The organism is Candidatus Methylomirabilota bacterium (assembly GCA_035260325.1).
Taxonomy (GTDB): Bacteria; Methylomirabilota; Methylomirabilia; order Rokubacteriales; family CSP1-6; genus AR19.
In genome coordinates, this window is sequence record DATFVL010000275.1 from 1 (window position 1) to 22,505 (window position 22,505).

The window sequence follows — 22,505 nt, forward strand, 5'->3', positions numbered from 1 at the left end:
GATCTCCGAGGAGCTGCGCGACGCGATCCTGCGCAACGCCCCGACCGCCGAGCTGCGCGAGCTGGCGCAGTCGCAGGGCATGAAGACGCTCCGCCAGAACGGGCTCCTCAAGGTGCTCGAGGGGACCACGACCGTCGAAGAAGTGGTTCGAGTCACCGTCGCCGAGTAGCCGCTACCCGTTCGGCCGCGTCACGACCTCGCTCGTCCGCGTGTTCCGCGCGACGACCCTCCCGCCCTTGATGACGAGGAGCTTCTCCGCCTGCTCGGTGATCGCCTGCGCGGCGTCGCGCGCGTCGAGCACGACGAGGTCCGCGCGGCGGCCCTCGGCGAGGCCGTAGTCCGCGAGCCCGATCGCGCGCGCGGGGTTGGTCGTGATGAGGTCGAGGAGCCACGCGAGCTGGTCGAGGTTGCCGAGGTGGCAGGCCATCGCGGCAACGAGCGCCTGGCGGAGGAGGTCCGGGTGGCCGTAGGGGGTGAAGGGGTTGACGATGTTGTTCGTGGAGATCGCGACGTTGACGCCGGCGGCACGGAGCTCGGCGAGCCGGGTGACGCCGCGCCAGGTCCGTCGCGCGTCGCCGCGCCCCTTCACGTGGAGCTCCGTCGCCGGCAGGCTGATGACGTGCACGCGCGCCTCGGCGAGCCTCGCCACGACGCGCGCCCGGTGGTCGGGCTCGAGCGCGTCGAGCGTCGAGAGGTGGCCCAGCGTGACGCGCCCCTGCATGCCGCGCGCGATCGTCTGCTCGGCGATGTAGTCCGAGGTCAGCATCGCGGGGTCGTCGGCGCTGTCGGCGTGGAAGTCGAGGCGGACGCCGAACGCCGTCGCGGTCTCGAAGAACCAGTCGATGTGGCGGCGCTGGTCCCGGTCCATGTACGGGCAGCCGCCGAGGACCGCCAGGCCCGCCTTCAGCGCTTCACCTAACAGGTCCTGCGTGACGCCGTCGTTGAAGATGCCCTCCTGGGCGAAAGCGATCAGCTGGAGGTCGAGCACGCCCGCGAGCTCGGCCTGGAGCCGGCGCAGCGCCTCGACGCCGCGCAGCTCGACGTAGGCGTCCACCTCGACGTGGGCGCGCATCGCCGTGCAGCCGTGGCGGACGGCCAGCTCGAGAACGCGCCGCGCCCGGCGGTACACGTCGTCCACGGTGAAGGCCTTCTTCAGCTCGGCGACCAGCGTCTGGGCGCTCGGGCCCCCCGCGGAGAGCCCCTCGGTGCGGTCGGCGATGAAGGCCTTGTCGGGGTGGATGTGGCTCTCGACGAAGCCCGGGACGACGAGCTTGTCCGTCACGTCGAGCGTCTCCACGCCGCTCGCGGGGAGACCGGCGCCGATCCGGTGGATGAGCCCGTCGCGGATGGCCACGTCCTGGCGCCGGCCGGCGACGAACCCGCCGCGCAGCACGAGATCGCCCATGGCCGCGCAGTATAACGCCTCGCGGACGGGCGCGGCGCCTTGACCTGACGGCGCCCGCGTGATACGTCCAGCACACTGCCGCGCGCCGTCGAGGAGGTCACTTCGTGAGCACGTTGGCCGACCTGGTCCAATGGGGGTTGCGCGGAGCGTCGCGGTCTCCGCGGCGCGCCCTCGCGCTGCGCCTCTCCGCCGTGCTCGCGTTCCTCGCGCTGTGGAGCGCCGCCTCGGGGCTCGTCGTCGTTTTCAAGCTCTTCAACCCGATCTTCCTCGCGGGGCCGTGGCTCGTGCTGGGGAAGGTGCGGGAGCTCGCGCTGAGCGGCGAGCTCTGGGGCCACGTCGCGGCCACGCTCGAGCGCGTCGCCGTCGGCTTCACGACGGCCGCCGTCCTGGCGCTGGCGCTCGGCCTCCCGGCCGGGCGGTGGCGCGCGGTCCGGAACCTCCTCGAGCCGGTCGTCGAGATCCTGCGGCCGATCCCGCCGCTCGCGATGCTTCCGCTCTTCATCGTGTGGGTCGGCATCGGCGAGCCGTCGAAGATCGCCTTCATCACCTACGCGACGTTCTTCCCGATGTTCCTGACGACGGTCCACGCCGTCCAGCAGGTGGACCCGCTCCTCCTGCGCGCGGCCTCGAGCCTCGGCGCCCGGGGCGCGCCCCTCTTCTTCAGGGTCGTGCTGCCGGCGGCGCTGCCCGAGATCGTCACCGGACTCCGCCTCGGCGTCGCGCTCTCGTTCTTCGTCATCGTCATCTCGGAGTTCATCGGCGCCGAGCAGGGGCTCGGGTACCTGATCAACGACGGCCGGAACTTCTTCCTCGTCCCGCAGATGCTCGGCGCGGCGATCGTGCTCGGGCTCCTCGGCTACGCGGGGAACGCGCTCGTCGTGCTCCTCGCGCGCCGCTGGCTCCGCTGGGAGCGGCCGTCGGCGGCATGAGCACGGCGAGCGGCGCGCGGGTGCGCATCGAGGGCGTCGGGAAGGCGTTCGGCGTGGACGGACGCGCGACGCCGGCGCTCATGGACGTGAGCCTCGAGGTCCAGGCGGGCGAGCTCCTGTGCCTGCTCGGGCCCTCGGGCTGCGGCAAGTCCACGCTCCTCAACATCGTTGCGGGCTTCCTGCCGCCGACGCGGGGCCGCGTGCTGGTGGACGGCACGCCGGTCACGGGCCCCGGCCCCGAGCGCGGCGTCGTCTTCCAGGAGTACGTGCTCTTCCCGTGGCTCACGGTGGCGCAGAACGTCGAGTTCGGGCCGCGGCTCGCGGGCGCGTCGCCGGCGCGCCGCCGGGAGATCGCGGCGCGCTACCTCGCGATGGTCGGGCTCGCGGAGCACGCGGCGAAGTTCCCCGCGCAGCTCTCGGGCGGGATGAAGCAGCGGGTCGCGATCGCGCGGGCCCTCGCGAACGGCCCGTCCATCGTCCTCATGGACGAGCCCTTCGGGGCGCTCGACGCCCAGACGCGCGAGGTGATGCAGGAGGAGCTCTCCCGGATCCAGCGGGTCGAGCACAAGACGATCGTCTTCGTGACCCACTCGATCCGCGAGGCGGTGTACCTCGCCGACCGCGTCGTGGTGCTGACCCGCGCGCCCGGCCGGGTGAAGGACGTGTTCGCGATCGAGCTGCCCGGCCCGCGCGACCGCTTCGCGCCCGAGTTCACGCGCTACGAGAGCGAGATCACGCGCGTGGTGAAGGAAGAGGTCGCCAAGGTTCACGAATGATCCGCGTCCTGGCGCTCGTCGCGGCGTTCATCGTCTGGGCCGCGGTTGCCTACGGGAACCGCGCCGTCGAGCTCGTGATCCCGGCGCTCCTGCCGACGCCCGGCGACGTCGTCGCCGTCGGCGTGGCGCTCGCGCGGGACGGGTCGCTCGCGAAGGACGTGCTGGTGTCGTCGGGGCGCATCGTCGCGGGGTTCGCCCTCGCGGCGGCCGCGGCGCTCGGCCTCGGCGTGCTCGTGGCGCTCTGGACGCCCGCGCGGCTCGCCCTCGAGCCCGTCGTCGAGTTCGTGCGGCCGATCCCGCCGCTCGCGTTCCTGCCGATGTTCCTCGTCTGGTTCGGGCTCGGCGAGACGTCGAAGATCGCCTTCATCGCGTACACGACCTTCTTCCCGATGTTCGTCGGGATCGCCGCGAGCCTCTTGCGCGTGGACGTGATGCTGCTCCGCGCCGCCGCGAGCCTCGGCGCGACGCGGCGGGACCTCGTGCGGCGCGTCGTGCTGCCGGGGGCGCTGCCCGGGATCGTCGTTGCCCTGCGCCTCGGCTTCGGCCTCGCGATCTTCGTGATCGTCGGCGCCGAGTTCATGGGCGCCGACGCCGGTCTCGGGAATCTCATCATGGAGGGGCGGACCTTCTTCAATCCGGCCCAGATCGTCATGGGGGCCCTGCTCCTCGGGGTCCTCGGCTCGCTCGTCAACGCCCTGCTCGTCGCCCTCGAGCGGCGCGCGCTCCGGTGGCGCGCGCAGGGCTGAGGCCATTCACGCCGAAAGGAGTCGTACGATGCGATACGTGACCGTCGTGCTGGCGCTGCTGCTTCTCCTCGCGGGCTCGTCCGGCGTCGCCGCGCAGGGCCGGCTCGAGTTGACCGAAGTGGACGCCTGGCTCGTGCGCGACGCCCAGATGTCCTCGCAGTTCGCCGTCGCCGACGCGCTCGGGTACTTCAAGGAGCAGGGGATCAAGGTCAACCCGCGCTGGTACATCGCCGGCACCGACCTGCCGTCCATGTGGGGCGCCGGCAACATCCACCTGGGGACGGCGACCGCCACGATGCTGGTGCCGATCGCGGCCGCCGGGCAGGCCATCTACAACATCGCCCCCCAGAGCGACATCGCGGGCACCCAGCAGCTCGTCCTCGGCAAGCGCGGCCAGGAGCTCGTGCGCGCGCCGAAGGACCTCGAGAAGCTGAAGATCGGGATGCCGAAGGGCGCGTCCGTCACGATGGCCATCCAGGAGATGGCGAAGGATACCGGCGTGGACTTCGCGAAGATCCAGTTCGTGAACCTGGCGCCCCCCGACGCGGTCACCGCGCTCGCCAAGGGCGACATCGACGCGATGGCGTGCTGGGCGCCGTGGGTGTTCAGCGCGGTCAAGAACGGCGGCAAGGTCTACTTTACCGGCAACCGGAGCTTCATCCCCGGCAAGGAGGGCCAGGTGGACTGGCTCCTCGTCCACGCGGGCGTGGTCGTGAGCGGCAAGATGCTCAAGGAGAATCCGAACACGCTGAAGGCCATCCTCAGGGCGCTCGCGAAGGCGACGAACACGATCAACACCGACCGCGAGGCGGCGGTCAAGATCGTGGCGCGCGAGATGAAGATGGAGGAGGGCCTCGCGCGCGACATCATGGCGCTCAACGTCTACTCGATGGAGATGACGCCCAAGATCGCGAAGGGCATGAGCGAGTTCGTCGACTTCCTCTACTCGCTCCAGCGGATTCCACACAAGGTCGCGCCCGAGAGCCTCTTCTACACGAAGCTCCTCAAGGAGGTGGACCCGAAGCTCGTGAAGTGGGAGGCGAAGTCCGGGGAGACGCAGAGGTGAAGTGAGGGGAGGGAGGAGACTGCCATGCTCGATCTCGTGATTCGCGGCGGCGAGGTGGTGACGCCGCAGGGCGTCGGCAAGTGGGACGTGGCCGTCCAGGGCGAGCGCATCGCCGCCGTCGCCCTGCCCGACGTGCGGCAGGAGGCCGGCCGGGTCATCGACGCGACGGGGAAGATCGTCGTCCCCGGCGGCGTCGAGCCCCACACGCACCTCGCCCACTTCATCTCGATGCACCCGGAGGACAACCTCCACACGCTCGGCCCCGAGGACGATACACGCGGCATGGTCTTCGGCGGCACGACGACCCACGTGGACTTCTGCTTCGTCCGTCCCGGCATCGACATCCAGCAGGCGATCGAGACGCGGGCGGCGCGCTGGAAGGGCAACGCGTACGCGGACTACTCCTTCCACGTGGCACTCCAGGGCCAGCTCCCGATCAAGCTCTTCGATCAGATCCCCGAGGCGATCCAGGCCGGCTTCCCGAGCTTCAAGGTGTTCACGGTCGAGGTGCTGCCGCCGCATCCCAAGCGCCATCCCTACCGGCTCGACTTCGGTCGGATCCAGCTCGCGATGGAGAAGGTCGCGCCCCACGGCGGCATCATGGCCGTCCACGCCGAGGACCACGACATCGTGCAGTTCATGTACGAGAAGTTCCGCGAGGAGAAGCAGACCGACGGCTGGCTCCTCCCGCTCGTCCACAACAAGCTCTCGGAGCTGCTCGCGTTCCGGCGCACGATCCAGCTCGCCGCGGCCACGGGCGCGGGCGTCTACTTCGTCCACACCTCGGCGCGGGAGGGCGTCGAGGCCGTGGCCGAGGCGCGCGCGCAGGGGCTCCCGATCTACGCGGAGACGCTCCACCACTACGCCTGCTTCACCGCCGAGGACTACAAGACGCCGCGCGGCTTCTGCTATCACACGTATCCCTCGCTCAAGTATCCCGAGGACCAGGCGGCGCTCTGGAACGGCCTCGTGCGGGACGGCGTCTCGACGACGGCCACCGACGAGTTCCCGACCTCGCTCGAGCTGAAGCTCCGCGGCCAGGACCTCGAGAACGTGACCGGCGGCAACCTCGGCGCCGAGGCGCGGATGGGGATCGTCTTCTCCGAGGGCGTGATGAAGCGGCGGATGTCGCTCCCGCGCTTCGCCGAGGTGACGTCCACCAACGCGGCGCGGATCTTCGGCCTCTACCCACAGAAGGGCGTCATCGCGCCCGGCAGCGACGCCGACCTCGTGCTGATCGATCCGGCGATCAAGAAGACGCTCGCGCGTGAGGACTTCCACGTGAGCGACTACAGCCCGTGGGAAGGCTGGGCGGTGCAGGGCTGGCCCGTCACCACGATCCTGCGCGGCAAGGTCGTCGTGGAGAACGGCCGCCTCCTCGGCGACACGCGCGACGGCAAGCTCGTCCGGCGCAAGATCGGCCTCGAGGTCCTGCGCCGGCCGTCGTGCTGAGCGGGCGCGAAGTCATCGGAGGGGGCCTCGGCGGCCCCCTCCGGATACCCAATCTCATTGCCGTCCCGATGCCCATCCGAATCGTGAAACCGCAAGGCGTCGTATTCGAGACTCTGGGCCACCCCACATAGAGACTAAACAGTTGACAAGGTGTTCCCGATAGTGTGATAGAACTATGGCATCATGGTGCGAAGCGAGCACACGTCCGGCGCGCAGGAGACCCTGTGGGCAGAGGAGGATACGCCTTTGACGTCGCGCCGGGTCGATCGCACTAAGGGCATCGATCAACCTGCCCGAGAACCATTCCATCCGCCGGCAACGCCTTCAGAGACGTTCGCGAAGATCCGCAATTTCCTCGCGGGTCGTCACGTCGGTGCCACACGTGACAGCGCCCTCCTCGACCAAGTCCTGCTGTGTTTGTTTGCCAAGCTCTATCTCAATCAAATCGGCGTCAATGGCTCGGCGACCGAATCGCTACGGGATCGATACACCGCGGCGTTGCGCAAGCTAAAGGGTCTTTTGCCCGATTCGCTTCCTCACGTCACGTTGACGCTTGACGTCGATTCACTGCGTTTTGTGGATGTCCATCTTGAGCTACTTGACCTGCAGAGGAACGGTGCCGATCTCGTCGGCGACGCGTATCAGTGCTTTTGCGGCTCTGAAATGCGGGGCCAGGAGGGGCAATTCTTCACGCCAGTCGTGGCAATCAACCTACTCGTCAAGGTCATAGACCCGCAGCCGGGAGAACGGATTATTGATCCGGCGGCTGGGGCCGGGGGGTTTCTCTTTGCAGCCGCGAACCACCTACTCTCTAAGGGAGCCAAGCGGTACCATGTGGCCCAATCACTGTTTGGCATTGAGAAGGACGACCACCTGGCGCGGCTTGCCAGAATTCGTCTGTCGTTGGTTACGCTGCAGCGGTCAAGAGTGGTGGCCGGTGACTCGCTCGCTTGGTCGACCGGAGATCCAGACGCATTTATGGTGCGGATGCGATCAGGAGATTTCGATGTTGTTCTCACCAATCCGCCATTCGGGACAAAGATCGTTTCGGCTTCGGATGCCGTGCGAAAGCAATTCGCGTTAGCTCATCGGTGGGCGATGCACGCAGGCAATGATCGGCTAGAACCGAGTGATGAATTGATGCCTAGCACGCCACCACAGGTTTTATTTGTGGAGCGCTGTTTGTCGCTCGTTCGTCCTGGCGGACGTGTCGGCATGGTGGTTCCCGAAAGCATCCTGTCCGGGAAGAATTATCGCAGCGTTGTGGAATTTATCACCCGTGCCGCGAAGATCAATGCAGTGATCGGGATGCCTGAGGCACTGTTTAAGACGTCCGGAAAGGGCGGCACGCATACAAAGACGGCGCTGATCTGCCTCGAAAAAGTCAGCGCGAAGCCCCGAAAACCCCACGCGATTTTCATGGCTGAAGCCCAGTGGTGTGGCCACGATAGTCGCGGTCGCAAGGTGCCCAAGGATGACACCGTCGCGATCATTGCTCAGATGAAAGCCTGGCAACAGTCAAAGACGCTCCAGCCCAGCGCTGGCGGCTACATTGTCGATTCTGGCAATTTGCGACCCGGCATTTTGGCGCCGCGCGCTTATGACCCTGGTATCCAACCCTTGCTTAGGGATCTCGAGGGATCACATCAACTCGTCCGCTTCGGCGACCTGGCCTCGGCAGGTGCCCTCTCAATAACGACCGGTGATGAGGTCGGCAAGCTCGCGTATGGAACCGGGGACGTGCCCTTTGTTCGAACCTCCGACTTATCGAATTGGGAGATCAAAGTCGATCCCAAGCATGCGGTGAGTCGCGAAGTCTACGAAAGCCTAAGGGAAAAGCAAGACGTTCAACCCGGTGACATACTAATGGTGCGGGACGGCACATACCTGATCGGGACCTGTGCGATCGTGACGAAGTACGACACTGAGGTGGTGCTTCAGAGCCATATCTATAAGATTCGCGTACATTCAAACCCGTTGTTTGATCCCCACATCCTCCTCGCTGTATTGTCGTCGCCGCTTGTGCAGCGGCAGATCAAGTCACATTCTCAAACTCAGGACATCATCAATTCATTGGGGGACCGAATTAACGATTTGATCCTGCCGATCCCTCGGGACGAGTTGGTGCGCCAGGAGATTTCCCAACAGGTACGGCAGGTGATTGAAGATCGGGTGGAAGCACGAGAACTATCCCGCGAAGTGATGGAGGCGGTTGGACGACCTCGGGCTTTTCCGACTCAGTCTAAGTAGCGATTCACTAACTCACCCCACTCGATGTTTTCTTTCTGTCTTTGGAATTCCGCCATCTCGATGATGGTTTTGATGGTGTCGGCCAACGTCTTATCGCCCTGAATGCGGTTACCTAGGTCCGTGTTCCAGTAGACGTTCTCTGGCGTGTTCACACCGCCCTTGCCCTTTGGCCGAACATGGCCGACCTGGAATGCAGATCGGCCATGGGTCGGGTTGTCGGCGGCATCCTCGAGTTCCTCGAAGTTCATTCGCCGACCCGATACCGGGCACCGATAAGCACCGGTCACAGCTTCATGCCCCAACACGGCACGTGCGGCATCAGCGATGTCCTTGCCCAGCTTGGGAGCGGCATCGAACTCAAGCGTGGTCGCGAAAAGTTTGGCTTCGATCCGGCAAATCTGATCAGCGGCCGTGTAGTCGGGGTGCTTTGGATCGAGTGTCCAACGACACGCGCGATTCGTCTTCCACTTCCCGGTCTGACGCCGCGGAGTGCGCCGCACCTGTAGCTGTACCTTTCTGTAAATCCCTGGATGTTCCTCGCGAAAATAGTCGGCAAGAACACCCTCAGGTGAACCGCGCGTCGGGCGAACAGCGGCCCGGTTGCCTTTCGCCATAGGACAGGAAGTTTTTCACAAGGCTTGGCCTACTGCAAGACGGCGTCATGAGGCCGGTTACACGAGCACGCCGTCCAGACCCAGTCGCCCTCGACGCCCGCATCCACTCCACCGCAGCGTCGGTGTTCGAGATAGAAGGCGTCGAGTTCACTGAGCAACGTCGTTATCGCGCGTCGAGCCTGCCGTGCGCCTCGCCGGGGGAGCAAGTACGGAGAGCCGCTCGACGAGCTCGGCCATCGTCAATAGGCCCCACCGCCTTCGTCATCGCTCCGGGCGAAGCCCGCGCTCGAACGGCGCTTCCTCCGACGCGCCGCTAGGCCGACAGGAGCCCGAGCGCCGCGGCGACGCGCTCCGCGGTGAGCGGTAGCCGGGTCACGCGCGCGCCCGTCGCGTCGGCGATGGCGTTGGCGACCGCCGCGGCCGGCGGGCCGATCGGGGGCTCGCCGATCCCGCGCGCGCCGAAGGGGCCGAGGCCCTCGCCGGACTCGACGACGATCGGCTCCACGTCGGGGACGTCGGCCGCGCTCGGGATCAGGTACGAGGCGAACGAGGTCGTCAGGTTGATGCCCTCGTCCGCGATCACCTCCTCCATGAGCCCGTAGCCGAGCCCCTGCACGGCGCCGCCCTGGATCTGGCCCTCGACCGACTGGGGATTGATGGCGCGGCCGACGTCGTGGGCCGCGGCGTACTTCAGCACGCGCACCGCGCCCGTCTCCGTGTCCACCTCGACCTCGGCCGCGTGGGCGCCGAAGGTGTAGTCGGGGAAGACCTTGCCCGAGCCGGTCGCGAGATCCACCGGCTCGCCGGCCGGCGCGTGGTAGACGGCCAGGTGGCTCCGCGGCACGCCGGCCCTCGCGCACTGCCTGAGCACCTCGGCGAGCTCGAGCGTCCGCCCGTCGCGCGCGACGACGGCGCCGTCGGCGATGTCGAGCGTGGTGGCGTCGACGACGCCGAGGAGCGGCGCGGCGACGGCGAGGATCTGAGCGCGCAGCTCGCGCGCCGCCTTGAGGACGGCGTTGCCCGACATGTAGAGCTGGCGGCTGGCCGTGGTCGTGCCGGCGAGAGGCGTCAGCGCGCTGTCGGCGATGTGCACGGCGACGCGGTCGAAGTCCACGCCGAGCACCTCGGCGGCGATCTGGGCGAGCGAGGACGCCTGGCCGCCGCCGACGTCCGGCACGCCGCACCGCACGACGAGGCTCCCGTCCATCTCGAAGCCCACCCACGCGCTCGCCCAGTCGTGGAGCCAGACGATGCGGCCATAGGGCTGGAAGTTGCAGGCGAGGCCCCTCCCGACCCTGACGTGCGGCGCCCGCGGCGGCGTCGGCGCGCCGAGCGCCGCCCAGGCGCGCTCGGCCAGCTCCGGCAGCGCGACGTGGGTCTCGACGACCTGGCCCACCGGCAGGCGGTCGCCGCGCCGGAGCGCGTTCACGCGGCGCACCGCGACGGGATCGAGGCGGAGCTCGCGGGCGAGCCGGTCCAGCTGCGACTCGTAGGCGAACACGGTCTGCATCGCGCCGAAGCCGCGCATCGCGCTGGTCGGCACGTTGTTGGTGTACACGGCGCGCGCCTCCACCTCGATCGCCGGGACACGGTAGGGCCCGGCGGCCGTGACCGTCGAGTAGAGCAGCACGAGCGCGGAGAGATAAGCATAGGCGCCCGCGTCGGCGAGCAGCTCGATCCGCTGGGCGACGATCTCGCCCGAGGCGAGCGCGCCCGTGCGGTAGCGCATGCGATAGGGGTGGCGCTTGGCGCGCGCCAGCAGCGACTCCGCGCGCGTCCAGACCATCTTCACGGGCCGGCCGGTCTTGAGCGCGAGGAGCCCCAGGTACACCTCGACCGTGACGTCCTCCTTGCCGCCGAAGCCGCCGCCGAGGTAGGCGCCGATCACGCGGACGCGGTTCTGCGGGACCTGGAGCGCCTCGGCGACGTCGCGGAAGTGCTCGATCACCTGCGTCGACACGCGGATCGTGATGACGCCGTCGGCGTCGATCCACGCCACGCCCGCCTCGGGCTCGAGGTACGCCGCGTCCACGAGCTGCGTCGCGTAGTCGCCCTCGACGACGACCGCGGCGCACGCAAACGCCGCCGCGAGGTCGCCGCGCGCGATCCGCCAGTGGGCGAGCAGGTTGCCGGCCTCGTGGACGCGCGGCGCGCCTGGTGCCAGGGCCGCCTCCGGACTGAACACACCGGGCAGCGCCTCGTACTCGACCTCGATCGCCTCGGCGGCGGCGCGCGCCTGCTCGAGCGTCTCCGCCGCGACGAGCGCGACCGGCTCGCCCTGGTGGCGCACGCGCTCGTGGGCGAGCACGTGCAGCGTGGCGCGGAGCGGCCCCACCGACGTCGTCTGCCCCGGCACGTCGGTGGAGAGCGTGTTGCGCGGGACGTCCTTGGCCGTCAGGACGACGGCGACGCCCGGCATCCGCGCCGCACCCGCGGTCTCGAGCTTCACGATACGCGCCGAGGGATAGGGCGACCGGAGCACCGCGGCGTGCAGCATCCCGGGCATCGCCCAGTCCGCCGCGTAGGCGGTGGCCGCGGCCACCTTGTCCCGCGCGTCGTGGCGCGGGAGCGCGCGGCCGACGAGGCGCAGCGGCGTGTCGAGCGCGACGGCCTTAGCCACTGCCGTCGTCTCCCCGCGCGTAGGCCTCGACGGCGTCGAGGATCTTCGCGTAGCCCGTGCAGCGGCAGAGGTTGCCCTCGAGCGCCGCGCGGAGGTCGTCACGGCTCGGGCGCGGGCGGCCTTCCAGGAAGGCGAGCGTGGTGAGCAGCATGCCGGGGGTGCAGAACCCGCACTGCACGGCGCCGTGCCGCACGAACGCCTCCTGGAGCGGATGGAGCCCGCCCTCGCGCTCGAGCCCGCGGACGGTGAGGATCGCGCGCCCTCGCGCGGCGGCCGCGAGCACGAGGCAGCTCGACACCGGTCGGCCGTCGAGGAGCACGGTGCACGCGCCGCAGACGCCCTCGCCGCAGCCTTCCTTGACGTCGAAGATCCCGAGCGCGTCGCGCAGGACCTCGAGCAACGTCTGGCCGGGCCGGACGTCGAAGTCTCGCTCACGCCCGTTGATCACGAGACCCCGGCGCGATGAGTCGCGTGGAGATCTCGCTTCGAGCTCGGTCGGCGGCGGCGCGGCCGAGGTCCCGGCGGCCTCCGCGTGAGGGGCGGCAGCGCGCTCGGAGGAAATCGCGCGGGCGACGGCGCGTGATAGCGCGCGGCGAGTCAGCACGCCGGCGAGGAGCCGGCGGTAGGCGCGCGACACGAAGGCGTCCGACTGCGGGTCGAGCCCGTCGCGCGCGATCTCCGCGGCCCGGGCCACTCGCTCGGCGCTCGGCTCCTGGCCGCGCAGCGCGTTCTCGGCGGCCACGGCTCTGACGGGACGATCCGCGACGCCCGCGAAGGCGACGCGCGCGTCCTCCACGCGCCCGCGGCGGTCGAGACTCACGCCCGCGGCCACCGCCAGGACGGCGAAGTCGCCCGCACGCCGAGCGAACTCCTCCACCGCCCACGCCATGCCGCGTGTGACGGGCACCTCGATCTCGGTCAGGAGCTCGTCGGCGCCGAGGGCCGTCGAGAGGTACCCGGTGAAGAAGTCGCGCGCCGCCACCGTCCGGCGCCCCGACGCGGAGGCGAGCGTGAGGCGCGCGTCGAGGGCCACCATCGCCATCGGCAGCTCGGCGGCCGGGTCGGCGTGAGCGAGGCTCCCTCCCACCGTGCCGAGCGACCGCACCCGTACGTTGCCGATGAGCCGCGCGACCTCGGGCAGCAGGGCACAGACGCGAGCGATCTCGGCGGAGTCCTCGAGCTCGTGATGACGCGTCAGCGTGCGAAGGCGCAGCGATCCGCTCGCGACGCGCACGCCGACGAGCGGCACGTCGTTGATGTCCACCACCAGGCGAGGCCGGGCGAGGCGATAATTGAGGAGGGGCACCAGGCTCTGCCCCCCGGCCAGGACCTTGGCCTCGGCGCCGTGCTCGCGTAGGAGCGCCAGCGCCTCCGGGAGCGTCTCGGGCGCCGCGTATTCAAATGGATACACGCCTCGATCTTCTCCAGTGAGCGGCTTATCAGTTCCGTTGTACTATGACCACGGAGGTTGCATCACATGGCAGGCGTCGAGTTCGTCGTTCACAGCGACCCTGAGATCCTCGGCGGCACACCTGTCTTCCGTGGAACGCGGGTACCGGTGAAGAACCTTCTCGACTACCTGGCGGCTGGCGATAGCCTTGATGAATTCCTGGACGCTTTTCCATCGGTGAAGCGAGAACAGGCGATCGCTGCTCTCGAAATCGCCCGAGACCTATTGATCGCCGGTGCGCATCCTGCTCGATGAATCCCTCCCCCGACTCACTCCGCTGCTGACCATTAACTAGACCCTCGAGCATCAGCAGAACCTCGGTGCGCTCCCGATCATGGTTGTCGTACTTGTCGCATCCACTAATTGGATTGAACCCACTCGACGATTGCCACCCACCCTGCTTCCTGAGACCCCGCGAGTTGATCCACGTTACCGCCTGACGCCTTCGGCGTGAACCGCCGAGCAGCGGTCGGCTGGCTGCCGTCGTTGGGCGACCCTGATCCTCTCGACCGATCATGTCTATGGCACCGTCGTCTCGCTCGCCAGGTTGGTTAGAGTGGCCGATCCTAACGCCTTGCTAGCGACTCCGAGTCGCCCGTATCGGCCGATCAAGTCTCTCAGGTAGAGCAGCTCCACCTGATCGCCAAACCACTGTCGCAGTCTCTTCTCACATCCACCCTTGGCCCCGGGGCCGATGATGAAAACGAATTCTGCCTTCCCGACGAGCCTCGATTTCCGGTGCCTCGGGCCATCGACCTTCAACTTCTGGCCGACCGAGTCTTCGACCTCGATAATCAGCGGAATTTTGCCTGGACGTTCGGCGTACACGTCAGGACGTACGTCACCATTGATCGAGGAATCCTGGAGGCGCGGCTGGATGTGAACTTGCGTGGCGCCCCTCTCTTCGGCTAGTCGAATTGCATAGGGGAAACCGATCCACTCGCCTCGAAGAAAGTCCATCGCAGCTTCCCTCCTTTCTCCCACCGCGCGTCGCCCAACGCTCAGGCTGAACGGCTGGAATCAGCGTCAGCCTGGTGTTAGGCAGCACAGTTGTCAAACTCGGCGCTTCCAGAGCCTGGTCGTACGGGAAACGACGGACCAGAAAGCGGCGGAGGCGTTTCGAGAATCGGTGACCGATCTCGGGGTGAGCTGCGATCGTTCGCGCAGCGCTGCGAACCTCGAGGACAAATTCCAAGCCGAGACCGTCAGCCTGGGTCTCGTAGAACTCTCCGGCGGCGATAAACTCTGCTTCAGCGTCCGGATGGAATCGGACGCGTTTCACCGAAGCCTGGATCGAGCCTTCCTGAAGACACTCTCAGCTGGTCTGCTTGTTACGGTGCCGGAGCGTAGTTCCTCAAGCCGTCGCTCCGCCTCCTCGACCCAGAGTTTCTCAGCGTCCGGATCCGTCTGATCGTCAAGGCTCGAGAGGAGTCGCTCCGCCAGTCGCGCGCGCTCGCGCACCGGTAGTTTCAGAGCCTTCGATTCGAGCTGCCGCGCTGGACTTCCCATCGCTGATATTCCTATCACACGTTCGTGGCGGGTGCCCACAGCTTCTGCTGACGCCTTCTTGCTGCCTGGCTGTATTGTTGCGGCTACATGGCAGGTGCGCAGGCAACCCTTCCTTTGCCCGACGCCGTGGCCAACCATCAGAAAGGCGAATGAGGCCTCAAACATCCCAGCCGCCGTCCACCGTCACCGACTGGCCCGTCATGTTCTTCGAGGCGTCGGAGGCCAGGAAGCACACGGCGTTGGCGATGTCGTGCGCGGTGGTGACACGGCGGAGCGCCATGTCCTGCACGTACTCGTCGTGCACCGCGGCGGGCGAGGAGCCGCGGGCGCGCGCCTTCTCGCGGCAGAGGCGGTCCATGCGGTCGCCGGCCACGATGCCGGGGTGGACGGCGTTGACGTTCACGTTGTAGGCCCCGACCTCGAGCGCCACGGTGCGCGTGAAGCCGCGGAGCGCCCACTTCGAGGAGGAGTACGCCGCGCGGTGCTTGTAGCCGCGCAGGCCCGAGGTGCCGCTGATGTTGACGATCTTGCCGTAGCGCTGGGCGATCATCGTCGGCAGCACGTGCTTGGTCGGCAGGAACGTGCCCCGGAGGTTCACCGCGAGCACGTGGTCCCAGTCCTCGCTCTTGATCTCCCAGACCGGTGTTTCGATCGGCCCGGTGACGCCGGCGCCGTTGACCAGGATGTCGATCCGTCCTCCGAACGTGGCGAGCGTGCGCTCGACGAGCGTGCGCACCGCGGCTTCGTCGGTGACGTCCGTGGGCTCTGCGAGCGCGCGGCGGCCGAGGGCCTCGACTTCACGGGCGAGGGCCTGGAGCGGCCCGGCCTCGCGCGCGGCGAGGACCACGTGCGCGCCCTCGCCGGCGAGCGCGAGGCAGATCTCGCGGCCCATGCCCTTGGCCGCGCCGGTCACGATCGCGATCCTGTCCTCGAGACTCCGCGTCATCCGTCGGCCTCCCGCCGGTCCCGCTCGCGCGCCTCGGCCGGTCGCCCCGCCGGCGGGCCGTAGCCGCCGCCGCCGCACGTCTCGATCAGCACGAGGTCGCCCTGCTTCAGCGTCGCCGTCGCCTTGCCGCCGAAGTCGCGCGCGTGCGGACCGGGATTGATCGTGATGCGGAACGGGAGGGCGTCGGCCCCGCCCGCCACGCCCCACGGCGGCACGACGCGGCGGTCGAGCATGCTGGTCAGCGTCACCTCTGGCGCGAGCACGCGGTACGCGCGACGCAGCCCGAGCCCGCCGCGGTGGGTGCCGTCGCCCGCGGAGCCGGGACGCAGCGCGTGCTCCTCGATCCGGAACGGGTACTCCGCCTCGATGACCTCGGTCGGCGTGTTCATGACGTTCGACATGTGCACGCGGATGGCCGACGCGCCGTCGCGCGCGGCCGTCGCGCCCTCGCCGCCGCCGTGGACCTCGTAGAGCACGGTGAAGCGCCCGTCGGCCGTCCGGGCGCCGAAGATGAGGACGCCGGACGTCGTCGACCCGCCCGCGGAGACACGGTCCGGCAGCACGGGCGCGAGCGCCTTGAAGACCGCGTCCACCACGCGCTGCGACGTCTCGTGATTGCCGCCCACCACGGGACGGTCGGGGTCCGGGTGGAGGAGCGTCCCGTGCGGCACGGTGACGTGGAGCGGACGGTAGCAGCCGTCGTTCGGCGGGACGTCGGGCGCGACGAGCGCCTTCATCGCGTAGTACACGGCCGAGCAGGCGATGAAGGTGGTCGTGTTCACGGGCCCGCGCGCCTGCGGGTCCGTGCCGGCGAAGTCGAAGGTCGCCTCGTCGCCGCGGATCTCCACGCGGACTTTCACGCGGAGCGGCCGCGCGTCCACGCCGTCGTCGTCGACCCAGTCCTCGCCGTCCCACGCGCCGTCGGGGAGCGCCCGGAGGGCGGCGCGCATCTGCGCCTCCGATTCCGCGTGGAGCGCGTCGAAGCACGCGCCGAGCGGCTCGACGCCGTAGCGGGAGACCAGCTCGCCGAGGCGCCGGGCCGCGACGTCGTCGGCGGCGAACTGGGCGAAGACGTCGCCCTCGCGCTCCTCCGGCACGCGGAGGTTCGCGAGGACGAGGTTGATCGCCTCGCGGTCGGGTCCTGCGGCCGAGAAGAGACGGATCGGCGAGATGCGCAGGCCTTCCTGATAGCACTCGGTCGCCCAGGGCACGTAGCTGCCGGGCACCGCGCCGCCGATGTCCGCCCAGTGCGCCAGGTTGATCGCGAACGCGACGAGCCGGTCGCCGGCGAAGACGGGACGGATCGCCTTCACGTCCGGCAGGTGGTTGCCGCCGACCTCGGGGAGGTTGAGGAACCAGACGTCGCCCTCGCGCAGTCGCGCGGCGGGCACGCGCTTCAAGAACTCCTTGACCGTGAACGCCATGACCCCCATGTGGATGGGGATGTCGCGCCCCTGGGCGATGAGCCGCCCCTCGGCGTCGGTGAGCGCCGAGGAGAGATCGCCCGCCTCCTTGAGCAGCGGCGAGCGGGCCGAGCGCATGAGGATGACGCTCATCTCCTCCGCGATGGCGTAGAGGGCGTTGCGGACGACCTCGAGCGTGACGGGATGGACGGCGCGGCTCATGGGCCGACCTCGATGACGAGATTCCCGAAGCGGTCGGCCGCGCAGCGCTGGCCCGGGTAGACGAGGGTCGTCGACCACTCGTCCACGATCAGCGCCGGCCCCGCGACCGGGCGCTGCGGCACGAGCGCGGCCCGGTCGTGCAGCGGAAGCCGGACCTCACCCGTCTCGGGGAACCACGCGCGCTGGGCGCCGACCGGCCCGGCGTCGCCCCGCGGCTCGAGCTCCGGGAGGGCGGCCGACGCGTCCCGCGCCCGGGCCACCACGCGGAGGTTCACGCACTCGACGCTCTCGCCGGTGGCGTAGCCGTAGAGCCGCCGGTGCCGCGCCTCGAAGCCGTCGCGGAGCGCGCCCGCGTCGCTTCGCCAGGGGACCTCCAGCTCGTAGTTCTGTCCCGTGTAGCGCAGGTCCGCGCTCCGCGCGAGCGCGATGTCCGCGGCCGCGATGCCTTCGTCGAGCAGCGGTGCCAGACAGCGCTCCTCCAGCTCCCGGAACCGGTCCTCGGCGGGCTTCGGGTCCCAGGCGTCGAGCCGCGCGCGCCAGGTCTGCACGGCGTCGTAGCGGAGCGGCGACACGAGGCAACCGAGCGCCGAGAAGGCTCCGGAGTGCACCGGCACCACGATGCGGGCGATCCCCGCCTGCCGCGCGAGCGCGCCGGCGTGCACGGGCCCGGCGCCGCCGTAGGCGATCAGCGCGAAGTCGCGGAGGTCGTAGCCGCGCTGGACGGAGACGAGGCGGAGCGCCCGCAGCATGTTCGCGCCGGCGACCTCCACGACGCCGTGGGCCATCTCGACGGCCGAGAGCCCGAACCGGCGGCCCAGCGCCTCGACGGCGGCCGCGGCGCGTCCAGGATCGAGGCGGATCGCGCCGCCGTACACGCGGCCCGGATCGAGGTAGCCGAGGACGAGGCCGGCGTCGGTGACGGTCGGCTCCGTCCCGCCGAGGCCGTAAGACGCGGGCCCCGGCTCGGCGCCCGCGCTGCGCGGGCCGACCTTAAGCGTGCCCGCATCGGCATAGGCGATGGAGCCGCCGCCGGCGCCGATCGACTCGACGGCGACCATCGGCAGGCGCACCGGGTAGCCTGCGAGCTTGCGCTGCGCGGAGGTCTCGGCGATGCCGTCGGCGATCAGGCAGACGTCGGTCGTCGTCCCGCCCATGTCGAACGCGAGCGCGCGTGCGAGCCCCAGCCCGCGCGCCAGGTGCGCGGCGGCCGCCACGCCCGCCGCCGGGCCCGACGCCGCCATCGCGAGCGGCCGGGCGCGCGCGGCCTCCGGCGACATCATGCCGCCGGCGGAGTGCAGGAGGTGGAGCGCGGCGCCGGGCGCCTCGCGGCCGAGCGCCGCGACCAGCTCGGCGAGGTAGCGGCTCGTGAGCGGCATCACGGCGGCGTTGAGGACCGTGGTCGAGGTGCGCTCGTACTCGCGGAACTCCGCGTTGATCTCGCTCGAGACCGAGAGGTGGGCGAAGTGCGGGGCGAGCGCGGCCTTGAGCGCCCGCTCGTGGGCCGGGTTGGCGTAGCTGTGGAGCAGGCAGATCGCGACGCTCTCGACGCCCGCGCGCGCGAACTTCTCGGCGACGGCGGGGAGGTCGTCGAGCGCCAGCGGCAGCAGGACCGCGCCGTCCGGTCCCACGCGCTCGCTGACCTCCAGCCGGAGCGGCCGCTCGACGAGGGGCGGGGGCTTCGGGGGCAGCCGGAGGTCGTAGAGGTGGAGACGGCTCATCCGCTGGATCTCGAGCACGTCACGGAAGCCGCGCGTCGTGACGAGACCCACCCGAGCCCCGCGCCCCTCGACGATCGCGTTGGTGACGACGGTGGTGCCGTGGGCCACCGACGCGGGCGGCCCGGCGGCGGCGCGCACGGTCGCGAGCCCGTTGAGCACGCCGCGCGCGAGGCTCGCCGGCGTCGTCGGGACCTTGCAGGCCCGGAGGCGCCCGGATCCCTCGCGCGCCACGAGGTCCGTGAACGTGCCGCCGACGTCGACGCCGACGCTGCTTCGCATGTTCCCTCCCGGAGGGTCCTCACACTAACACGCCTTCTGGATCCCTTGACAGCGCATGCCGCCCGCAGTCTCATGGCGGCACGCGGGGGTGACCGATGCGATCCGATCGCGTGCTCTCGACCATCGACTTCCACACGGCGGGGATCGGAATGCGGCTCCTGACGAGCGGCCTCGGGCGGCTGCCGGGGAGCACGATCGGCGAGAAGCGCCGCTGGTTCCAGGAGCATCTCGATCATCTCCGCACCGGGCTCTGCCTCGAGCCCCGGGGGCACCGCAGCCTCCTCATCGCGGTGCTGACCGAGTCCGTCACGCCCGCGGCCCACTTCGGGCTCTTCTTCATCTATCCGGGCGGCTACTACGTCTCCTGCGGCGAAGGCACCATCGGCGCGGCGACCGTGGCCATCGAGACCGGCATGGTGCCACGCCAGGGCGCGGAGACGCCCATCCTGATCGACACCGAGGCGGGCGCCGTCGAGACGATCGCGCGGTGGGAGAAGGATCGCGTCAGCGAGGTCACGCTCCGCTGGACGGCGTCCTTTGTCGCGCTGCCCGGGCAGGCCGTCGAGGTCGAGGGCGTGGGCGAGGTGCCGCTCGACATCGCGGTCGGCGTCGGCAACGTGTTCGCCATCGTCGAAGCCGGCCGGCTCGGCGTGGCCGTGCGCCGCGAGGCGGCGAAGCGGATCGCCCAGCGCGGCGTGGCGGTGCGTGAGGCGGTCAACGCCCAGCTCCGGGTGGACGTGCCGGGGCTCGGCAAGACGAGCGTGGACAACGTCCTGGTCCACGAGCTGCCGGACCGCGACGGCGTGTCCCCGAACGCGCTCGTGTGGGGTCCGGGCCAGGTGGACGCGGCGCCGTGCGGATCGGGCACGTGCGCGCGCATGGCGCTCTTCCATCACCGCGGGCTCATGCGGGTCGGATCCACGTTCGTGAGCCGCGGGCTCCTCGGGCTCGACTTCACGGGCCGGATCGCCGACGAGACCGAGGTGGAAGGGCGCCGCGCGATCCTGCCCGAGATCACCGGCACCGCCTACCTCACCGGCATGAGCCAGTTCCTGTTCGATCCTGACGACCCGGTTCGCGCGGGTTACTTGCTAGAGGCCTGAGCCTCCCGTGAAGACGCTCGTCCTCGGCGGGGGTGTCGTCGGCGTCACGACGGCATACTTCCTGGCGAAGGCCGGCCACGAGGTCACCGTCGTCGAGGAGAAGGACGGCCTCGGGCTCGAGGCCACCGCCGCCAACGCGGGGATCATCGCGCCCGGCCACTCGTTCGCGTGGGCCTCGCCGCGCGCGCCGCGGATGCTGTGGCAATCCCTGCGAGGCGCGGAAACGGCCATCCGCGTGCGGCTCGGCGCCGACCCGCGACTCTACACGTGGGGGCTGCGTTTCCTCCGCGAGTGCACGGCGGAGCGGGCGCGGCGCAACACCCTGATCAAGCTCCGTCTCTGCCAGTACAGCCAGGCGGTCCTGAACGACGTCGTCCGCGCGGAGCGGATCGACTACCACGCCGTCACGAAGGGTGCGCTCTATCTTTACCGTGATTCGGCCGAGCTGGAGACGGGGACGAAGAAGATGGCGCTCCTCGCGGAGCACGGCCAGAAGCAGGAGATCCTCGACGCGGCCGGCGTCGCGAGGCTCGAGCCCGCCTTCGAGCCGGTCAAGGACAGGATCGCGGGCGCGATCCGCGACCTCGGCGACTCGAGCGGCGACGCGCACGTGTTCGTGGAGAACCTCGCGCGCGTCTGCCGCGACAAGCTCGGCGTGACGGTGCGGCTCGGCGTGCGCGTCGCCGCGCTCCGTGCGGCGGGCGATCGGATCGACGCGGTCGTCACCAGCGACGGGACCCTGATCGCGGACACCTACGTGCTCGCGCTCGGGGTCGGCGCGCCGATCGTGGCGCGCACGGTGGGCGTGCGCCTGCCGATCTATCCCGCGAAGGGCTACTCCTCCACGTTCCCGCTCAAACCCGGCGGTCTCGCGCCGACCATCCCGGGCGTCGACGAGCGCTGGCTCGTCGGCTGGTCGCGCCTCGGCGACCGGCTGCGTCTCACGTCCACCGCGGAGTTCGCCGGCTACGACTGGGGCTGGACGCCGCGCGACTTCAACAACATCCTCCGCCTCACCCGCGACCTCTTCCCCGACGCCGCCGACTACGACCGCGGACAGTACCGCGCCTGCCTCAGGCCGATGACGCCGGATGGGCCGCCGATCCTCGGGCTCGGCCGCTACCGGAACCTCTTCTTCAACTGCGGCCACGGCCACATGGGCTGGACGATGGCCTGCGGCACCGCGCGGATCGTCGCCGACGTCATGACCGGGCGCATGCCCGAGATCGACCTGGAGGGCCTGACCGTCAGACGCTGACCAGGACGGGCCGCCGGATGACTAGCGTTCTCAGGGAGCTTCCGCTCTCGTACGCGGCGCTGTTGGAGGAACGCCGGTGCGGATCCGCGTCCGCGGTCCACGAGCCGAGCCCCGACGGTCCCCGCGCCACGCCACGCCGGCGCTTGTCCGAGTTTTCCAGCCAGCGGGTACGGCTGCATCTCAAGCCGGGCCAGAAGGGCACGGAGCAGCTCCTCGCGCAGTACGGTGACCGCCTCATCTGCGTGCGCTATCGCTACGACGCGCAGCGGAAGAAGCGGTTCAAAACCGTGGAGCTCCTCGTCGCCAAACGCGATTGGGAACCGCCACGGCCTCGCCTCGCCCACGACCAGATCGTCGGGTTACGCGTCGCCTTTGCCGACATGATAGTCCGCAACCGGGTGAAGCAGGCCGGTGGGACGTGGAATCCAAGAGAAGGGTCTGGCAGTTGCGCTACGACCGCGTGGTCGCGCTCGGCCTGAACAGTCGCATCGCCGACGAACCCGCATCCACTGGTGGATGCCCGGGGCGGAGCCGAGAGAATCTTCATGCAGATGCCGGGACGCCATCCAGGTAGAGATGCTCGTATCCACCGTTGGATGCCGGCATCCCGTGGCAGATGACGGCGTTGCAGTCCAATTGTAGTTAGGCAGAGTTTCACCGGAGTGGACGGAGGTATGCTGGCAACAGCGGTGATGGCAAGAAAGCGTTTTTATCTCCTCGACACCCCAAACGAAGGGAGAACTGCCATGAAGCGGGTGG

The 22,505-nt window shown here is 69.4% G+C and carries 19 protein-coding genes; 10 read left to right on the top strand and 9 right to left on the bottom strand.

Annotated features, from left to right (window positions below; genetic code table 11):
* Nucleotides 1–172 precede the first annotated feature (172 nt).
* A complete protein-coding gene (locus VKG64_17635; protein HKB26860.1) occupies nucleotides 173–1,405 on the bottom strand; it encodes an amidohydrolase family protein in 1,233 nt (410 codons plus the stop codon).
* Between the two features lie 104 nt (nucleotides 1,406–1,509).
* Here VKG64_17635 and VKG64_17640 point away from each other — a divergent pair, with 104 nt between their 5' ends.
* The 6 genes from VKG64_17640 (at nucleotide 1,510) to VKG64_17665 (ending at nucleotide 8,624) form a co-directional block, all read left to right on the top strand.
* Nucleotides 1,510–2,334 (top strand): ABC transporter permease, encoded by an 825-nt coding sequence (locus tag VKG64_17640; protein ID HKB26861.1) that lies wholly within the window; start codon nucleotides 1,510–1,512, stop codon nucleotides 2,332–2,334.
* Nucleotides 2,331–3,110, top strand: coding sequence for an ABC transporter ATP-binding protein (locus tag VKG64_17645; protein ID HKB26862.1), 780 nt, complete (start codon nucleotides 2,331–2,333; stop codon nucleotides 3,108–3,110). The genes VKG64_17640 and VKG64_17645 overlap by 4 nt, the downstream gene beginning before the upstream one ends.
* A complete protein-coding gene (locus VKG64_17650) occupies nucleotides 3,107–3,856 on the top strand; it encodes an ABC transporter permease (protein HKB26863.1) in 750 nt (249 codons plus the stop codon). The genes VKG64_17645 and VKG64_17650 overlap by 4 nt, the downstream gene beginning before the upstream one ends.
* Nucleotides 3,857–3,884: 28 nt before the next feature.
* Nucleotides 3,885–4,922 carry an ABC transporter substrate-binding protein gene (locus tag VKG64_17655; GenBank protein ID HKB26864.1) on the top strand — a complete coding sequence of 346 codons (1,038 nt, stop codon included), beginning with the start codon at nucleotides 3,885–3,887 and terminating at the stop codon, nucleotides 4,920–4,922.
* Between the two features lie 24 nt (nucleotides 4,923–4,946).
* A complete protein-coding gene (locus VKG64_17660) occupies nucleotides 4,947–6,374 on the top strand; it encodes an amidohydrolase family protein (protein HKB26865.1) in 1,428 nt (475 codons plus the stop codon).
* Nucleotides 6,375–6,557: 183 nt separating this feature from the next.
* Entirely contained in the window at nucleotides 6,558–8,624 is a 2,067-nt protein-coding gene (locus tag VKG64_17665; protein HKB26866.1) for an N-6 DNA methylase, read from the top strand.
* Here VKG64_17665 and VKG64_17670 read toward each other — a convergent pair.
* The 3 genes from VKG64_17670 to VKG64_17680 form a co-directional block, all read right to left on the bottom strand.
* The gene (locus tag VKG64_17670; protein HKB26867.1) at nucleotides 8,612–9,238 is read right to left on the bottom strand and encodes a hypothetical protein; all 627 of its coding nucleotides are present in this window, start codon (nucleotides 9,236–9,238) and stop codon (nucleotides 8,612–8,614) included. The two genes, VKG64_17665 and VKG64_17670, sit on opposite strands and share 13 nt — an antisense overlap.
* A 313-nt stretch (nucleotides 9,239–9,551) precedes the next feature.
* Nucleotides 9,552–11,858, bottom strand: coding sequence for a xanthine dehydrogenase family protein molybdopterin-binding subunit (locus VKG64_17675; protein HKB26868.1), 2,307 nt, complete (start codon nucleotides 11,856–11,858; stop codon nucleotides 9,552–9,554).
* The gene (locus tag VKG64_17680; protein HKB26869.1) at nucleotides 11,851–13,269 is read right to left on the bottom strand and encodes an FAD binding domain-containing protein; all 1,419 of its coding nucleotides are present in this window, start codon (nucleotides 13,267–13,269) and stop codon (nucleotides 11,851–11,853) included. Before VKG64_17680 ends, VKG64_17675 begins: the two co-directional genes overlap by 8 nt.
* Before the next feature lie 66 nt (nucleotides 13,270–13,335).
* Between VKG64_17680 and VKG64_17685 the strand changes: the two genes are divergently transcribed.
* Entirely contained in the window at nucleotides 13,336–13,563 is a 228-nt protein-coding gene (locus VKG64_17685) for a DUF433 domain-containing protein (protein ID HKB26870.1), read from the top strand.
* Between the two features lie 264 nt (nucleotides 13,564–13,827).
* On the opposite strand, the gene VKG64_17690 is transcribed toward VKG64_17685, so the two are convergent.
* The 5 genes from VKG64_17690 to VKG64_17710 form a co-directional block, all read right to left on the bottom strand.
* Complete coding sequence (locus VKG64_17690; GenBank protein ID HKB26871.1) at nucleotides 13,828–14,268, bottom strand: hypothetical protein; 441 nt, start codon at nucleotides 14,266–14,268, stop codon at nucleotides 13,828–13,830.
* Between the two features lie 318 nt (nucleotides 14,269–14,586).
* Nucleotides 14,587–14,982: an addiction module protein gene (locus VKG64_17695; protein ID HKB26872.1), complete on the bottom strand. Its 396-nt coding sequence runs from the start codon at nucleotides 14,980–14,982 to the stop codon at nucleotides 14,587–14,589.
* Complete coding sequence (locus VKG64_17700) at nucleotides 14,975–15,763, bottom strand: SDR family NAD(P)-dependent oxidoreductase (protein HKB26873.1); 789 nt, start codon at nucleotides 15,761–15,763, stop codon at nucleotides 14,975–14,977. The genes VKG64_17695 and VKG64_17700 overlap by 8 nt, the downstream gene beginning before the upstream one ends.
* A complete protein-coding gene (locus VKG64_17705; GenBank protein ID HKB26874.1) occupies nucleotides 15,760–17,388 on the bottom strand; it encodes a hydantoinase B/oxoprolinase family protein in 1,629 nt (542 codons plus the stop codon). Before VKG64_17705 ends, VKG64_17700 begins: the two co-directional genes overlap by 4 nt.
* Nucleotides 17,385–19,385 (bottom strand): hydantoinase/oxoprolinase family protein, encoded by a 2,001-nt coding sequence (locus tag VKG64_17710; protein HKB26875.1) that lies wholly within the window; start codon nucleotides 19,383–19,385, stop codon nucleotides 17,385–17,387. Before VKG64_17710 ends, VKG64_17705 begins: the two co-directional genes overlap by 4 nt.
* 95 nt (nucleotides 19,386–19,480) lie before the next feature.
* Between VKG64_17710 and VKG64_17715 the strand changes: the two genes are divergently transcribed.
* The 3 genes from VKG64_17715 (at nucleotide 19,481) to VKG64_17725 (ending at nucleotide 22,225) form a co-directional block, all read left to right on the top strand.
* Nucleotides 19,481–20,488: a proline racemase family protein gene (locus tag VKG64_17715; GenBank protein ID HKB26876.1), complete on the top strand. Its 1,008-nt coding sequence runs from the start codon at nucleotides 19,481–19,483 to the stop codon at nucleotides 20,486–20,488.
* Between the two features lie 7 nt (nucleotides 20,489–20,495).
* Nucleotides 20,496–21,746 carry a D-amino acid dehydrogenase gene (locus tag VKG64_17720; GenBank protein ID HKB26877.1) on the top strand — a complete coding sequence of 417 codons (1,251 nt, stop codon included), beginning with the start codon at nucleotides 20,496–20,498 and terminating at the stop codon, nucleotides 21,744–21,746.
* A gap of 143 nt (nucleotides 21,747–21,889) precedes the next feature.
* On the top strand, nucleotides 21,890–22,225 hold the full coding sequence (locus tag VKG64_17725; GenBank protein ID HKB26878.1) for a hypothetical protein: 336 nt from the start codon (nucleotides 21,890–21,892) through the stop codon (nucleotides 22,223–22,225).
* The last annotated feature ends 280 nt before the right edge of the window (nucleotides 22,226–22,505 follow it).

Coding starts and splice junctions, on each gene's coding strand:
- VKG64_17650 (HKB26863.1), top strand. CDS start 3,107: ATGATCCGCGTCCTGGCGCTCGTCGCGGCGTTCATCGTCTGGGCCGCG.
- VKG64_17660 (HKB26865.1), top strand. CDS start 4,947: ATGCTCGATCTCGTGATTCGCGGCGGCGAGGTGGTGACGCCGCAGGGC.
- VKG64_17685 (HKB26870.1), top strand. CDS start 13,336: ATGGCAGGCGTCGAGTTCGTCGTTCACAGCGACCCTGAGATCCTCGGC.
- VKG64_17655 (HKB26864.1), top strand. CDS start 3,885: ATGCGATACGTGACCGTCGTGCTGGCGCTGCTGCTTCTCCTCGCGGGC.
- VKG64_17710 (HKB26875.1), bottom strand. CDS start 19,385: ATGCGAAGCAGCGTCGGCGTCGACGTCGGCGGCACGTTCACGGACCTC.
- VKG64_17705 (HKB26874.1), bottom strand. CDS start 17,388: ATGAGCCGCGCCGTCCATCCCGTCACGCTCGAGGTCGTCCGCAACGCC.
- VKG64_17670 (HKB26867.1), bottom strand. CDS start 9,238: ATGGCGAAAGGCAACCGGGCCGCTGTTCGCCCGACGCGCGGTTCACCT.
- VKG64_17690 (HKB26871.1), bottom strand. CDS start 14,268: ATGGACTTTCTTCGAGGCGAGTGGATCGGTTTCCCCTATGCAATTCGA.
- VKG64_17665 (HKB26866.1), top strand. CDS start 6,558: ATGGTGCGAAGCGAGCACACGTCCGGCGCGCAGGAGACCCTGTGGGCA.
- VKG64_17695 (HKB26872.1), bottom strand. CDS start 14,982: ATGTTTGAGGCCTCATTCGCCTTTCTGATGGTTGGCCACGGCGTCGGG.
- VKG64_17700 (HKB26873.1), bottom strand. CDS start 15,763: ATGACGCGGAGTCTCGAGGACAGGATCGCGATCGTGACCGGCGCGGCC.
- VKG64_17645 (HKB26862.1), top strand. CDS start 2,331: ATGAGCACGGCGAGCGGCGCGCGGGTGCGCATCGAGGGCGTCGGGAAG.
- VKG64_17715 (HKB26876.1), top strand. CDS start 19,481: ATGCGATCCGATCGCGTGCTCTCGACCATCGACTTCCACACGGCGGGG.
- VKG64_17635 (HKB26860.1), bottom strand. CDS start 1,405: ATGGGCGATCTCGTGCTGCGCGGCGGGTTCGTCGCCGGCCGGCGCCAG.